Source organism: Enterobacter sp. HK169, assembly GCF_001719105.1.
GTDB classification, from domain to species: domain Bacteria; phylum Pseudomonadota; class Gammaproteobacteria; order Enterobacterales; family Enterobacteriaceae; genus Enterobacter; species Enterobacter asburiae_B.
In genome coordinates, this window is the sequence record NZ_CP017087.1 from 2,072,366 (window position 1) to 2,087,885 (window position 15,520).

Genomic DNA, 15,520 nt, shown 5'->3' on the forward strand with positions numbered 1-15,520 from the left:
CTGGCGTTGTTCAGAGTGACTCAAATATCGCGCCCAGTCCGCTTCGGCGTTCCGTTCGGGTGGCGATCGCCTGCACCAGCACCCGTTCATCGGCATACAGCGACAGACGCTGACGCGCGCGCGTAATGGCGGTATAGATCAGCTCGCGGGTAACGACGGGTGAAAGCTGCGTGGGCAGGATCAGCGCCGCATGGTTAAACTCGGAGCCCTGGGATTTGTGCACCGTCATCGCCCAGGCGGTTTCATGCTCGGGCAAACGGCTGGGCTGGAAGGACTTCACACTCCCGTCCGGCATCTGGAACCAGACGCGCAGGCCCTGACCGCAGTCGAGCGCAATCCCGATATCCCCATTAAACAATCCCAGCGCGCTGTCGTTGCGGGAGATCATCACCGGTCGCCCTTCATACCAGCGCGAGTGCAGGGTGCGGTTAATTTTGCGTTTTTGCGCCAGCAGTTGTTCCAGCCTGTCGTTCAAACCCCTGACGCCAAAGGGGCTTTCCCTCAGCGCACAGAGCAGCTGGTATTCGCCAAACGCGGCAATGACCTGCTCCGGCGTACTTTGCTGTTGTACGCCCGTCAGAAAGTGCTGGTACCCCTGCAGGGCATCGTCCAGCATCGCCTGATACTCTTCCCCGCTTTGCAGCGATTTTTTCTCAATATCCGTAAAGGTACCGTCAAATACCGCTGTGGTGGTGCGCCGGTCGCCCCGGTTCACCGCCGCCGCAAGCTGGCCGATGCCGGAGTCGCTGCCGAAACGGTAGCTTTTTTGCAGCAGACACAGGCTGTCGCGCAGCGCCCCTGCGAGCGAATGGTTTTCAGACGTGAGCGAACATCCGGTGAGACGGGCCAGCTCCTGCGCGCGTTCCGCGGTATATCCCAGGCTGGCATAGGTACAGATATCCCCCAATACGGCCCCGGCCTCAACGGAGGCAAGCTGGTCGCGATCGCCGAGGAAAATGACGCGCGCGTGAGGCGGGAGCGCATCGATCAAACGCGACATCATCGTCAGGTCAATCATCGACGCTTCATCCACGACCAGCACGTCAAGGTGCAGTGGGTTACCGGCATGATAGCGCAGACGCTGGCTACCCGGCTGTGCGCCAAGCAAACGGTGCAGCGTGCTCGCTTCATTGGGGAAAAGCGCAAGCTGCTCCCCGGTTAGCGGCAGTTTTTGCAGCGCGCCGCCTAACGACTCCGTCAGACGTGCCGCCGCTTTACCGGTGGGGGCGGCCAGGCGAATACGGCACTTTTTCTCACCCGATAGCTGGATCAGCGCGGCAAGCAGTTTTACCACAGTGGTCGTTTTCCCGGTGCCCGGGCCGCCAGAAATCACCGAGATCCGTCGCGTTAAGGCCACGGCTGCCGCCACTTTCTGCCAGTTTGTCTCGTCGTCAGAGGTAAACAGCGTATCCAGCGTTTGCCGGAGCTGCGCTTCATCGCAGGGAAGCGGGGCGTTGGTCTCGCTGAAGAAGCGCGCTACCGTCAGTTCGTTACGCCACAGCCGGTTAAGATACAAACGCTCGCCGACAAGGATCATCGGCGTCCCGGTATCGGCTCCGCTCACGGCAGGCGAGCCGAGTAATATCCCCTGCCAGTCCACTTCGTCACCCAGCAGCGCGAAACACGCCTGTAAAGCCGGAGGCATTTTCTCATCCACCGCCAGACGCGACAGCGGCAGACATACGTGCCCTTCCCCCGCGTCTTTACTCAGAATGGCCGCGGCCAGCATGACGGCAGGCTCCTCGCCTGCCACCATCATAGCGAACTGCACATCCAGGTGACGCAGTAATCGTTGTTCAACCGCGTCCAGCAGTAGCGCCTGCATCGTCATGCTACCTCCTCCGTGCTTGCAGCAAACAGGTTATCCATTTTTTCAATCAGTTCCGCAGCCGGACGCGTGCTAAAGACGCCGGAACGCGGGTCGTTACCATCCACTCCGCGCAGGAACAGGTAAATGACGCCGCCAAAATGCGTTTCGTAGCGGTAATCGGCCATGCGATGACGCAGGTAACGGTGCAGCGCAAGGGTGTAAAGCTGGTACTGCAGATCGTAGCGATGCATTTGCATGGCAGAGGCCATCGCGTCCTGGGTGTAGGCTTCGCTGCTTTCACCCAGCCAGTTCGATTTGTAGTCCAGCAGGTAGTAGCGCCCTTCGTGGCGGAAAACCAGGTCGATAAAGCCTTTGAGCATCCCCTGCACCTGGCGGAAGTTCAGCGGCGGGCATCCGGCGGATAACGGATCGTACTCGCGGATCAGGGCATCAAGCGCCTCGGCCCTGAGCGGGCTGGCGATGGGGAGATAAAACTCCATCTCCACCTGCTTATCTTTGGCAGTCAACTGGTTCAGCGAGATCCCCTGCGTCGTGAGCGGCGCGTGCAGTACCGCGCGGATCCAGTCGGTGAGAACCGGCTGCCACTGCGCGTCGTAGCCGCCACTCTGTAACATTTTCAGCACCCACTCTTCGGAAACCGGCTGGGTAAAATCCAGCTCTTCAAACAGGCTGTGCAAAAACGTGCCCGGCGAGGCGCCGCGCGGGAACTGGTGCGGCGTGAGCACCGGCTCAGCGGGTACGCTACCGGCTCCTGCGGCATCCACGTCCAGTTTTGGCATCAGATCCTGCGCAATACTCTGCCCGTGCTGCTGCAAACCGGAGTAGCTGGTGACGCGCCAGTCGTCGGCAATGGTACGCACAACCTGGCGGGCATGGAGATCTGACTCACGCAGATCCGGCATCTGCCAGCGGCTATTGTCGGGCTGCGACGGAATATGCAGGGCAACATGCTCCGTGCAAAGCGATTCGATGCACTGGCGCAGGCCCACCGCATCTTTGGGTTCGCCGTGCTGAATAAGCCGCCCCAGCGCGCTCAGATGAAAATCACTCTCCCCGCTCTTTTCGCCACGGCGACGGAACAGCGGCGCAACGCCCAGGCTGCAGTGCCAGACCGAACGGGTCAGCGCCACGTAAAGCAGGCGCAGGTCTTCCGCCAGACGCTCGGCTTCGGCCAGCTCAACGCTGGACTCCGCGTTGCTGAGATCGAGCACCGCCTCAAAAGACTCGCGATCGTGGTAAAAGGCCTGATCCTGCACGCGATAATTGGCGATAAACGGCAGCCAGACCAGCGGATATTCCAGGCCTTTCGACTTGTGAATGGTGACGATCTGCACCAGATGTTTATCACTCTCAAGGCGCATCTGCTGGCTGGACGAATTACTGTTCGGATCGGCAATTTGCTGCGCCAGCCAGCGTACCAGGGCGTGTTCGCTCTCCAGCTGCGTACCGGCTTCCTGCAGCAGTTCGCTGATATGTAAAATATCGGTCAAACGGCGCTCGCCGCCTGCTGTCGCCAGCATATTCTCCGCAATGTGGCGCTGCGCCATGAGCTCACGCACCATCGCCATGACTCCACGCTTCTGCCATTTTTCGCGGTAGCGAACAAACTCTTCTACCACGGCATCCCACGCGGCTTCGTCATTGTTGAGCGCATCAATATCCCGCGCGTTCAGCCCGAGCATCGCGCTCGCTAATGCGCTACGCAGCGTGCTTTCCCGCTCCGGAGCCAGCACGGCCTGCAGCAGCCATAGCATCTCCTGCGCTTCCAGCGTTTCAAAGACGCTGTCGCGGTTTGAGAGATAGACGGAGGGGATATTCAGTAACGTCAGAGCGTCGCGGATGAGCGCGGCCTCCTGACGGCTGCGCACCAGCACCGTGATATCGGATGCCTTTACCGGGGTTGGTTTATCCCCCTTCCACAGCAGCGCTTTACCGTGCGCGCCCGCACTGAGCCAGTCGCGGATTTGTGCGGCACTGTGCTGGGCCATGGCATTTTGATAGTCGGCAACGCCGCAGCCTTCCCCGTCCAGCAGCCAGAAGTTCATGGCAGGCTGCGTCTCGCCGTTGAACTCGAAGCGCAACGAGGCATTTTTCTCGGCGAACTTTACCGGCTGAAACGGGATCTCCCGGAACATAAACGCCGTATCCATGCGGCTGAAGAGCGCGTTGACGCTTTCCACCATGCCGGGAGAGGAGCGCCAGTTAGTATCAAGCGTGTAGTGCGCATCAACTTCGCTACGGGCTTTCATGTAGGTGAAAATATCCGCACCGCGGAAGGCATAAATGGCCTGTTTCGGATCGCCGATTAACAACAGCGCGGTACCGGGCTGCTGGCGCCAGATACGGCGGAAAATGCGGTATTGCTGAGGGTCGGTATCCTGAAATTCGTCAATCATCGCCACCGGGAACCGGGTCCGGATCGCGGCGGCAAGCGCTTCGCCATTTTCACTGCACAGCGCCGCATCGAGGCGGCTCAGCATGTCGTCAAACCCCAGTTCACCCCGGCGGCGTTTCTCACGCGCGACGGCGTCGCGAATTTCCGTCATGGCGCGGGTAATCATCAGATCGTTGAGCGTTAAGGGCTCAGCCAGCAGGGTTTCAATCGCCACAAACAGAGGATGCTCAGGCACAATGCCGTCGGCTTTGGTCCGATCAGCCAGGAAACGTTGGGAGAATTTCTCCAGCGCATCCGGGAGCTGGTAGCCTCGCGTCTCCTCCTGCGCCCAGGCGCTGATCTTGTCGATCCATTTCCCCTGATTGCCACGGTTAAACTTGCGTCGATCAATCCCGGAATTTTCGATGATTGCGTCAATCTCGCCAACGGACTCAATCCATTTTTGCTTGATGTCGGCAATTCTCGCGATGATTTTTTCATGGCGTGAGGCCAGGGTTTCATCCGCAGGCGGCGGGGATTTGATGACCGGTGCTTCACCCTGCAGATAACGATCGATAGCGCGCAGCAGCGCCTCCGGGCCCTTCCACAGCGCATGTACCGCTTCGGCGATATCGCGCTGTAACGGGTAGCAGTGGCGACGCCAGAAATCCGCGCAGGCCTGATAGCGAAGCACGGATTCATCTTCAATAAGCTGCTGTTCAAACAGCATGCCGGATTCAAACGCATTCAGGCTCAGCATACGCTGGCAAAAACCGTGAATGGTGAAGACGGACGCTTCATCCATCTGCCGTTCAGCGAGCAATAGCCACTGGGCTGCCTGTTGCTTATCGGCAATTTCTTCCAGAAGGCTCGCGTAGAGAGGGTTATCCGTGCTCTGACGCAGACAGGCGATGCGCAGCTCGTGGATATTGCTGCGAATACGGCCCCGCAGCTCAGCGGTGGCAGCCTCGGTGAAGGTCACCACCAGCAGTTCCTCCACGCTCAAAGGACGTGGAAAAGCGGCGTTGCCGCCAAGCCCCAGCAGCAGACGCAGGTACAGCGCGGCAATGGTGAAGGTTTTTCCCGTTCCCGCTGAGGCTTCAATCAATCGTTCACCCTGCAGAGGTAAACGTAAGGGATCAAGGGACTCAGCGGTATCGGTCATTCTTTCTTACTCCAGGGCATAGATTGCTGCAGCGCGCTGACGCTCTTCCAGACTTTCCAGCCTTTCGGGTTCACGTACTCCGTTTTCCCGTTCTGGCTACCGGAAACCTGAGACAGGATGGTGATTCCCTGCGGCTTAATGACCGCCTGATGGAAGAAGTCTGCAACCTTCTGCGGCGTCAGCTGTTTTATCTCGGCCACTACTTTATCACGCGAATCAAATTTCAGATTACCGCGATCGAAATCTTTGCTCAGCTGCGAGGCTTCTTCACCCAGCGTCTGCGGCGGCTGCATCACCTGTGCGATGACGGCCTGCTGGATCTGAGCAAACTCTTCCGGCTTCATGGCGCGGAGTTTTGCTTCCACCTGCGGGAAGAAGGCCTTGTAACGCTGCCAGAGATACGCCGGCTGTTTATCGCTGCTTTGCAGCAGGAAACCCAGCCCCCACTGTCGGCCTACGTTCATGGAGAAGGCAAACACCGCGTAGCCAAGCTGCTCCTCTGTGCGTAACTGGTTGTAGAACCACGGCTGAATAATTTGCCCCAGAACGGCACTCTGCGCTGAGCTGGCGAATTCATCGTAGCCCGTTGGCACAAATACCGCGGCCAGCGCGGAATCCGTGCTGTTACCCGCCTTTTCAAAAATCACATTCTGTTTTTTCTCAACCAGCACGTCCTGGTTGCGGCACCACTCGTCGCCTTTCGAACCGAGCTGAGTGCGTACATTCTCTGCCAGGGTTTTGGCCTGATCCTCACTCATGTTGCCGACGATCAGGAACTCCGGACGCGTGTTGGTTTTCAGCGCGTCACGGTAAGCCAGCACGTCTTTTAAGGTGATCGAAGGCAACAGCGCGCGGCGATCCTCTCGCTGGAAATAAGGAACTTGCGACAGCATTTGCGCCGGCATAAGCGCCATATCGTAAGCTTTGCCCTTCTCCGCAGAATCCATCATCTGCGCATACCACGATTTAGCCTGTTCAAGCTGCTCTTCCGTCGGCGTATAGCTGAAATAGCCCTCCAGCAGTGCCTGGAACAGCTGAGGCAAACGCTGGGTATAGCCGTTTGCATTGAGCATCAAACCGTTGTTGGCGTTGGTGGAGAAGCTGATCCCGCCCACGGCCGCCTGGTTGCTGAGCTGATCGAGCGCAATCCCGGCGAGATAGTCATTGAGCGCGAACATCACCTGATTTTTGGCGCTGTTCATCGCTTTCGGGTTACGCAGCACCACGCTGACATCGGCCTTTGGCTCGCTTGCGAAGTAGCGGCTGGGGGTGTACACCACGCGCAGCGTCGGTTCATCAACGATGAGCGCCGGGTGCGGGTAATCTTTAGTCGTTTTGGTCAGCGAGAAGTCATCCGGAATATAGGGGTTCAGCTCCGGCAGCTTTAACGCAATCTCCCCGGCCTTCTTCTGCCAGTCGGCGAAGGTCTGCGCGCTGATTTTGTCCACCTGATAAGGAGCATCGACAAAATACGCCGTCTTGTTATGCGGTTCGTTCGGGCTGATGTACCAGATGCGGGCATTCTCCGGCGTCATCATCGCCAGGCGGGCTTTTACCGCATCGGCATCATAGCGGTCGGCAATATTGACCGCGTCGAGGGTGTGCTCCACCGGCACGCGGATCATGGTATCCGCCAGCCACTCAACGTAATCCATATCGCGGGTAATGGACGGGTAACGGAAATCGAGATCCAGCACGTGGGCGAGCTCATCAAAGTAGCGCTTATCGACGCCTTTCTCACGCAGTAAAGAGAGGTAGCTGAAGATCGCCGCCACCACTTCGTCACGGTTTGCCAGGCCCTTGTCGGTCAGGGTGGCGGAGATCGCCAGCACGCCGCTATTGCCGTTCACAACCGGATCGGAGTCGGCGCGAATACCTTCCACCAGCCCCTGTTTTTGCAGCCAGTCAGAAAGCGTACCCGGGCTACGGTTACCTATCAGATAGGTCACCAGCTCATCGGTTTTACTGCGAAACTGTGCGGTGTTGTTATCGATGCGGAATTCCACGCGCAGCACTTTGCGCGGCAGCGCAGGCACGTAGTGGATCACGATGCCCTTTTGCGCATCCGTGACCACCGGTACGTCTATCTGCGGCAGGTCGATATTTTTATTCGGCACCCGGCCAAACGTTTTAGCCGCCATGCCTGCCAGTTCTGGCAACGGTTTATTGCTGTAGATGACCGCTTTCATCAGGTTGGCGGAGTAGTATTTATCGCGAAACGCGTGCAGGGCATCAAGCACCGGGCTGTTCGGTTTGTCGCTTAACGTCTCAAGGTTACCGCCGGAGAAGCGCGAACCCGGGTGCGCAGGGTTGATGGTTTCGGCGCTGACCTGGGCCATGCGCATACCGTCTCGCGTGCGGGCAAGGGTCAACTCAGCATTGACGGCATTGCGTTCACGGTCGGCATATTTTTTATCCAGCAGGGGGGCGGCGATGGAATCAGCAAGGCGATCGACCGCGCCTTCCAGCGCATCATTTTCGACTTCAAGATAAAAGGCCGTGCGGTACGGTGCCGTACTGGCATTGTGGCTCCCGCCATGCATTTTCAAAAATTCGGACAGGCTATCCGGCTGCGGGTATTTTTTTGACCCCATCAGCGTCATATGTTCCAGATAGTGTGCAAGCCCAGGATGCGCGTCAGGATCTTCCAGCGATCCAACCGGCACCACTAATGCCGAGAGGGACTTCACCGCCTGCGGATCGGAAACCAGCAGCACGGTCATGCCGTTATCAAGACGAATAGCCTGATATTGACGGGTATCTTTTTCGCTTTTACGAATAGTTTCCTGAACGGGTTGCCAACCGGAGTCTGCCTGAGTGACAGGTACCCAGAGGGCGAAAAACAAAACAAACGCTTTAAACAAGGTGCTACCTCTTTATCACGGCTACATCATTAATACATTGCGTGCTGGACACGCCAACATCTCTTTATTGGGTACATCAGTCCGTGATAAGAAGTGCATCATAATTGAACACCCCACACTGCGCAATTTTTATACAGCGCTCAGGACTGATTAAATTTAAACAACGGCAGCAGGTAGCGCTGCGCCTCTTCCGTGATGGCCTCAAAGTACTCTGGCTCAAGCGTTCGCCATAAGCGCTGATACCAGACATCTTCACCTTCGCCCCGTACCATCATGTTACCTTCGTAGGCCTGCATAAATTTACTGCGCGCTTTCTGCAGTGACGCCTCATCCGTTAACATCGCATCATTCTGTGCGTCATAACAGGCTTTTATCCAGGCCCCGCCACTTTCCGGCAACAGCAGTAGCGGTTTGTTCATTCCCTGACGGTAGCCCTCAATGTACAAAGACAGATACCGTAACGCCTGCTCAGACTCCATCGGCGGGAAGCGCCATTCGCCCTCTTTGCGCACGAAAATCCGACTTTCACCTTTATGACCATCCGCACTGTAGACAAGATGTTCCAGCCAGAGTTGCAAACCCTGTGAAACGCTCAGCATAGAAGGCCGCCAGCGCAGCAGCCCGTCCGGCTGAACCTGGGTTAACCAGCCCGTGAGCTGTACACCATTGCAGTTGAGATCGATTTCAATGCTTTTCCCTGGCTGTCGGCACGCTCTTACGCGCTCTGCCAGGGCGGTCATCTCCTGACACTGCGCCTCCCAGACAATTTCCCCGAATGCCCCATAGGGCAGCTGTCCTGCAGCACGGTAGCGGCGGTAAAGTTTGTCCGCATCTTCCTCTTCAACCAGCGCATTCAACAGCTGCAGGTTTAACTGGTAGCGCTCCAGCCCTTCCAGCGTAAAGGGCTCTGCATCAGGAATTTCACTCTCTTCAGAACGGAAGTTGACCTGCAATCGCTGCTGGAAGAAGGCGCGCACCGGATGCGCCCAAAACCGCTGAAGCTTTTCGAAGGTCAGGGTGTCGACAGGGCGCGGGTCAAGCTCCTGAATGAAATCGGTATGCGCACTCCCCTCCTTTTTCGCCGCCGGTAGCCACTCCTGCGCATAGCTCTGGCGCTCGCTGGGCGTGTAGTTCACCGGGTCAAACGGCATGCGGCTGTGGAAACAGGTGATATGGGCTTTCACCCTCATCTCGCTTTCATCGCAGTTGCGCTCTTCATCCCCCGTCAGATAGTGACTCTGGCCGATATAGTCCACCAGCTCCTGCACCAGAACGGAGGGAAAACGCTCGCTGTTGTCCTGAATGGAACGGCCGATATAGCTGATATAGAGCTTACTCTGGGCGGAAATGAGCGCCTCAAGGAAGAGGTAGCGGTCATCATCGCGGCGGCTACGGTCGCCCCGCTTTGGATTTGCGCTCATCAAATCGAACCCCAGCGGCGCCAGCGCGCGCGGATAAACGCCGTCGTTCATGCCAAGCAGACAGACCACTTTAAACGGAATAGAACGCATTGGCATCAGGGTGCAGATATTGATGGGGCCTGCCAGGAAACGCTGGCTGATTCGCTCCTGGTCAAGCCGCTGCGTTAGCTCATCCCTCAACAGCGACAGTGGGATTGCATCCTGATAATGGGAATTCACGCCTTCATCGACGATCGCCTGCCACTGCGTTTCAATCAGTGCCATTGCCGCTTCGGTGTCACTGTCTGGCAGGAAGAAATCATTAAGCAATGCCCTGCAAACCGGGATCCACGCTTCAAGCGGACGCGGCTGCATCAGTTCGTGTCGCCAGCGGTTAAGCTGCATCAGGAGTGACGCTAAATGCCCCACCAGTTCAGCAATTAACCCGCTGGACTCATCGTAAGGCAGCACCTCATTCCACTCGCCCTGGCTGCTCTCCATGGCGTAGCCCAGCAGCATACGCGTCAGGCCAAAACGCCACGTGTGCTGCCCGGTTGGAGGAAGTTCGAACTCCTGAACGTTATCGTCATCGATCCCCCAGCGTACGCCAGATTCATTCACCCACTGGCGAAGGTAGCGCAGCCCCTCTTCATTGATGTTGAAGCGTGCAGCCAGCACGGGAACATCCAGTAACGCCAGGACATCTTCGGAGATAAAGCGGCTATCCGGCAGTGAAAGCAGAGTGATAAAGGCCTGCAATGCCGGATGCGACTGACGGGCACGACGGTCAGAGATAGCGTAAGGCAGATATCGCTCGCCCGTCGCACTGCCAAAAACGGCCTGAATGAAGGGACTGTAGCTGTCGATATCCGCCACCATCACCACAATATCGCGTGGCGTCAGTTCGGGATCGTCCTGCAGCATCGCCAGCAGCTGGTCGTGAAGCACTTCGACCTCACGCTGAGGGCTATGGCAAACATGGATCGTGATGCTGCGATCGTCAGCATCCAGCTTGCGCTTGCTGTCGCTGCGTTCGAATTCTTTCGCCGTCACGCCCATCACGGCACGGTTTTCCAGATCGAGGATATCCAGCTGAATATGATGCAGCAGGCTATCCGGGGCAATATCGACAAAGGCATCCACGTCACCTTCGCCTGATGAAGTGATGTCTGAAAGCATGTGAATGTAGTCACGCCCCAGCTTCCCCCACGAGGCAAGCAGTGGATTGGGCAGGTTCTGGATACCGTCTTCATCAAAAAGCTGCCCGGCAGTCGAGCCGTCTTTAAACAGCGGGACGGAACGTTCTTCAAAAAGGCGCTTTCGTTGGCGAGTCACCAGCCGCGCAAGCCAACGTTCGTCGAGGATATCCCCCCAATACTGTCGGCAAGGGTTGGTGAACAAAATATGAATATCAATATGTTTACCCAGCGCGTTCAACGCCTTCAGATAAACAGGCGGTAATGCGGATATCCCGCAGATAAAAACGCGTGACGGCAGTCGGGCCGGGCGCTCCGACGCATTCTCGAGTATGGAGATAAACCGATCGTACAGGTTGGCACGGTGCCACTTAGGCTGCCCAAGTTTCTCCGTATGCTCTACCAGCGCTTTCCACAGCGGTGCCTGCCATATTTGCGCCTCCGGTAGCCCTTCAACCAACTCGCCCGCTTCCCAACGAATTAACCAGTCAGAACGGTAAACAAGGTATTGGTCGTAGAGATCGGCGGTGCGCGACGCCAGCTGGAACAGCTTGCGCTTATCGGTATCGTCATTGAGGTAGTGGCGCAGCATGGCGAATTCATCGTGCTGCAGCATTTCCGGCAGCAGGGCCATGAGCTTCCAGCTCATGCCTTGCTTGTTGAAGGCGCTCTGCTCCGGGATGTCCGGCAACACGCGCACAAACATCTCCCAGATAAAGCTCGCGGGCAGCGGGAAATCAATATTTGCGGCTATGCCAAATTTACGGGAAAGCGACATTTGCAGCCACTGTGCCATACCGGTGCTCTGCACCAGCACCATTTCAGGCTCAAAAGGATCGTCAAGCCGCTCGCGCTCAACGATAAATTCCATCAGCGCTTCCAGCACATCCAGACGATTTGAGTGGTAGACCCTTAACATAGACGCTCCCGACTACTGGCTAACCGGGCAATGCAGGCGTGTTATCTCACCGCGCCGCCCCAGAGGAGAAATAAGTGTGACCGTGATGCTGACACATCCTGCGTGCGTTGTCTGCCCCCGACTGGCCTGCCAGCCAGCCGGGAGAACATTTGTTGAGAGCTGAGACTGATTCCAGGCATGATGCCAGAGCTGTCGATACTGGTTAAACAGGGTAAACCGAGCCGCCAACGCCCGATGATAACCGGACAAAGCCGTCACGACGATCACCAGCAGCATCATCGCCAGCAGTACCTCAACCATGCTAAACCCTTTTTCTCTGTTCACGGCAGCTGGCATAACGCGCTCTCCTTAAGGGGACAAAAATCACTCCAGCCGTGAGGCGAAAAGCGAACGTTCCCGTCGACAATCTCTCCTGAGCGCCAGAGCAGCAGGTCGCTGTCTCCGGCAATCAGCAGCACACGCGCCCCACTCAGCTGGCGCAAACACGCTCGCCACGCAGGAGTCTTCTTGCACTGAACCTGTGGCTCTGACGACCAGCTCTGAACTCGTCCCCACTCAAGCGCGGACTGCACCGTCGCCTGCTGCTGAAGCGAACGGCTCTCACCGCCGACGAGCGCGCTAAACGTTGTGAGCTGCTGATTGAGACCGGTGAGGATCAGGGTACCGAGCACCAGTAAAAGCAGAACCATCGCCAGCGAAGACATGCCGCGTTGACGATTCACAGGTTGTACCCCGTGACCGTATACAACGCCTGCCAGGGCTCCCCCTTCTCGCCTTTACGAATCGCCGCCAGTTCGATATTCACCTCTGGCGCAAAACCGGCATGTTCCACTGTCCTCACCACAAAATGCGCGATAGTAAGCCTGTCCGGGTCCGTGAGCTTTTCCCATCCTTTTCCTTCACATGAGGTCGCTCCACGCTGGGTTTCAAGCGCACCAGACTCCAGTCGAAAACCGGTGCTGTCATTTTCTGATGCGCTGTTATCCCAGCTGCCGTTACTGTTGGCATCCCACCGCACAATGACGCAACTTCCTTGCCTGGCTGTCACCAGCGCCTGTCCCTGACAGTTTCCCGCGCAGTACCCCGCACGCTGGAGCTGTTTGCCCAGGGCGAACAGGTGGTGCCAGACCTCTTCCTCCAGTTGTCTCTGGCCGGATTGCGCTAAGACCGCACGCTGCAAGCCGGGTAAAAAACGCGATGCGCTTATCAGCAGGAGGCTGCTAATCGCCGTGGCAATCAGAACTTCAGTCAGTGAGAAACCTCGCTGCTTCATCGACATGAACCTCCCGCAGAGACCTTACACATCCTGATGCGTCCTCCATTTGAGACAATAATCAGCCATTCTCCTGCACGACTTTGAACGCGTATCCGCCCTGCCCATGCCGTATCCTTTAATCCATAGAACGCGAGCGACGGCGTTACCTCGCCGATCGCGACCTCAGGCCAGAGTGGTATCAGCACAAAGGGATTGCCCTTCTCACAGCCTTGCGCGGCAGAGCTCAGCAGACAATCCATGCCTCCCATCCGCTGATGGGTAATTTGATGGTCGCGGTTGTAGCGGTTGGCATGATTGCGCAGAAACAGCAGGTAATCTCGTACCTGACTGGCGGTTTGCCACAGCCGCTGCTGCCGCTGCCAGCTGTCCCAGCCGTAAAGACCTGAGGCGCTGAGGATAACGACAAGCGAAATCGCGACCAGCGTTTCGATAAGCGTAAAACCGTTCTCTTTTTTCATATCGGGAGTGTGGCGAAGCGCGGTGAACATGACGAGCGACGGATCCTCGTTTTACGAGGCGTTATCCGGAGAATCAGGAGTGTTGCAGCGCGTTGCACGCTTTCTGGATAGTGCTTCGGGAAACGGGATAAAGGCGAAAAAAAACCGGCGCTAAAGAGCACCGGTTGTGTCACGCTTTATCGCATCAGATAGCGACGGGCGCTTTGATGCCCGGATGCGGGTCATAGCCCTCAATCTCGAAATCATCAAAGCGATAGTCGAAGATTGATGCCGGTTTGCGTTTGATAATCAGCTTCGGCAGCGCACGCGGTTCGCGGGTCAGCTGGAGATGCGTCTGTTCCATATGGTTGCTGTAAAGATGGGTGTCCCCACCGGTCCAGACAAAATCGCCCACTTCCAGGTCGCACTGCTGCGCCATCATGTGGACTAACAGCGCATAGCTGGCAATGTTAAACGGCAGGCCGAGGAACACGTCACAGGAGCGCTGATAGAGCTGGCAGGATAGCTTGCCGTCAGCGACATAGAACTGGAAGAACGCGTGGCACGGTGCCAGCGCCATTTTATCCAGCTCGCCGACGTTCCAGGCGGAAACGATGATTCGGCGCGAGTCCGGATCGTTTTTCAGCTGGTTCATCACGGTGGTGATCTGGTCAATATGGCGGCCATCAGGCGTTGGCCAGGCGCGCCACTGCTTGCCGTAAACCGGGCCCAGGTTGCCATTTTCATCTGCCCATTCGTCCCAGATTGAGACGTTATTTTCGTGCAGATACGCAACGTTGGTATCGCCTTGCAGGAACCAGAGCAGTTCATGAATGATCGAGCGCAGATGGCAGCGCTTTGTCGTCACCAGTGGGAAGCCTTCTTGCAGGTTGAAGCGCATCTGGTGGCCAAAAATAGAGAGCGTACCGGTGCCGGTGCGGTCGTTTTTCGGCGTGCCCTCGTCGAGCACTTTTTTCATCAATTCAAGATACTGTTTCATGGTTCCTCAGGAAATTTGTTGCTGTGGACGACGACGATACGCCCAAATCATCATAATGGCACCCGCGACAATCATCGGAATGGAGAGGATCTGCCCCATGCTGATGTAATGTACCCATTCGCCGGTAAACTGTGCGTCTGGCTGACGGAAGAACTCGACGATAATACGGAATGCGCCGTAGCCAATCAGGAACAGGCCGGAGACAGCGCCCATCGGACGCGGTTTGCGGATAAACAGGTTGAGGATGATAAACAGCACCACGCCTTCCAGCGCCAGCTCGTACAGCTGAGACATATGGCGCGGCAGCACGCCGTAGGTATCGAAAATGGACTGCCACTCCGGGTGTGATGGCAGCAGCGCGATATCTTCTGCGCGGGAGCCCGGGAAGAGCATCGTGTACGGCACGCTCGGGTCGACGCGGCCCCACAGCTCACCGTTGATAAAGTTACCCAGACGGCCAGCGCCCAGCCCAAACGGGATCAGCGGTGCGATAAAATCTGAAACCTGGAAGAAATTGCGTTTGGTGCGTTTGGCAAAAATCACCATCACCAGGATCACCCCAATCAGGCCGCCGTGGAAGGACATGCCGCCGTCCCACACGCGGAACAGATAGAGCGGATCGTTCAGGAATACCGGGAAGTTATAGAACAGCACGTACCCAATGCGGCCACCGAGGAACACGCCGAGGAAGCCCGCATAGAGCAGGTTTTCAACTTCGTTTTTCGTCCAGCCGCTGCCCGGACGACTGGCGCGACGGCCAGCGAGCCACATGGCAAAAATGAAGCCCACCAGGTACATCAGACCGTACCAGTGAAGCGAAACAGGTCCTACTGAGAAAATGACCGGATCAAATTCCGGAAAATGCAGATAACCACTGTTCATCTGTCACCACAAGATGTTGTTATTCCGCTGAAAGTGGACAGCGGTAGAAATGCGATTCTGCCGTAAGCAGAGGCTCCAAAGTTGCGAATCATAGCACAAGGCGGGCGCGGAGGATGCGCCAGAGATGTAAAAGATGTGTATAGGGTTTTATGCGCGCTGGAGCCCTCCCCCACAGG

At 57.1% G+C, this 15,520-nt stretch carries 10 protein-coding genes; all 10 read right to left on the minus strand.

All coding sequences use genetic code 11. The annotated features are described in order from the left end of the window. Positions 1-10: 10 nt before the first annotated feature. Positions 11-1,831: an exodeoxyribonuclease V subunit alpha gene (gene recD, locus EnteroDNA1_RS09795; protein ID WP_064673504.1), complete on the minus strand. Its 1,821-nt coding sequence runs from the start codon at positions 1,829-1,831 to the stop codon at positions 11-13. Continuing rightward, entirely contained in the window at positions 1,828-5,370 is a 3,543-nt protein-coding gene (gene recB, locus EnteroDNA1_RS09800; protein ID WP_069303262.1) for an exodeoxyribonuclease V subunit beta, read from the minus strand. Before recB ends, recD begins: the two co-directional genes overlap by 4 nt. Then, positions 5,367-8,234, minus strand: a complete 2,868-nt coding sequence (gene ptrA / locus EnteroDNA1_RS09805; RefSeq protein WP_069303263.1) for a pitrilysin — start codon at positions 8,232-8,234, stop codon at positions 5,367-5,369. The genes recB and ptrA overlap by 4 nt, the downstream gene beginning before the upstream one ends. Positions 8,235-8,374: 140 nt before the next feature. Next, the gene (gene recC / locus EnteroDNA1_RS09810; protein ID WP_069303264.1) at positions 8,375-11,749 is read right to left on the minus strand and encodes an exodeoxyribonuclease V subunit gamma; all 3,375 of its coding nucleotides are present in this window, start codon (positions 11,747-11,749) and stop codon (positions 8,375-8,377) included. 12 nt (positions 11,750-11,761) lie between these two features. Then, on the minus strand, positions 11,762-12,085 hold the full coding sequence (locus EnteroDNA1_RS09815) for a prepilin-type N-terminal cleavage/methylation domain-containing protein (RefSeq protein ID WP_023309042.1): 324 nt from the start codon (positions 12,083-12,085) through the stop codon (positions 11,762-11,764). Next, entirely contained in the window at positions 12,070-12,471 is a 402-nt protein-coding gene (locus EnteroDNA1_RS09820; protein ID WP_039263328.1) for a DUF2509 family protein, read from the minus strand. Before EnteroDNA1_RS09820 ends, EnteroDNA1_RS09815 begins: the two co-directional genes overlap by 16 nt. Next, a complete protein-coding gene (locus EnteroDNA1_RS09825; RefSeq protein ID WP_048979865.1) occupies positions 12,468-13,028 on the minus strand; it encodes a prepilin peptidase-dependent protein in 561 nt (186 codons plus the stop codon). Before EnteroDNA1_RS09825 ends, EnteroDNA1_RS09820 begins: the two co-directional genes overlap by 4 nt. After that, complete coding sequence (locus EnteroDNA1_RS09830; RefSeq protein WP_048979875.1) at positions 13,019-13,483, minus strand: prepilin peptidase-dependent protein; 465 nt, start codon at positions 13,481-13,483, stop codon at positions 13,019-13,021. Before EnteroDNA1_RS09830 ends, EnteroDNA1_RS09825 begins: the two co-directional genes overlap by 10 nt. A 184-nt stretch (positions 13,484-13,667) precedes the next feature. Then, positions 13,668-14,462 carry a thymidylate synthase gene (gene thyA / locus EnteroDNA1_RS09835; protein ID WP_014885081.1) on the minus strand — a complete coding sequence of 265 codons (795 nt, stop codon included), beginning with the start codon at positions 14,460-14,462 and terminating at the stop codon, positions 13,668-13,670. Positions 14,463-14,468: 6 nt separating this feature from the next. Continuing rightward, positions 14,469-15,344 carry a prolipoprotein diacylglyceryl transferase gene (lgt, locus tag EnteroDNA1_RS09840; protein WP_069303265.1) on the minus strand — a complete coding sequence of 292 codons (876 nt, stop codon included), beginning with the start codon at positions 15,342-15,344 and terminating at the stop codon, positions 14,469-14,471. Between the last annotated feature and the right edge of the window lie 176 nt (positions 15,345-15,520).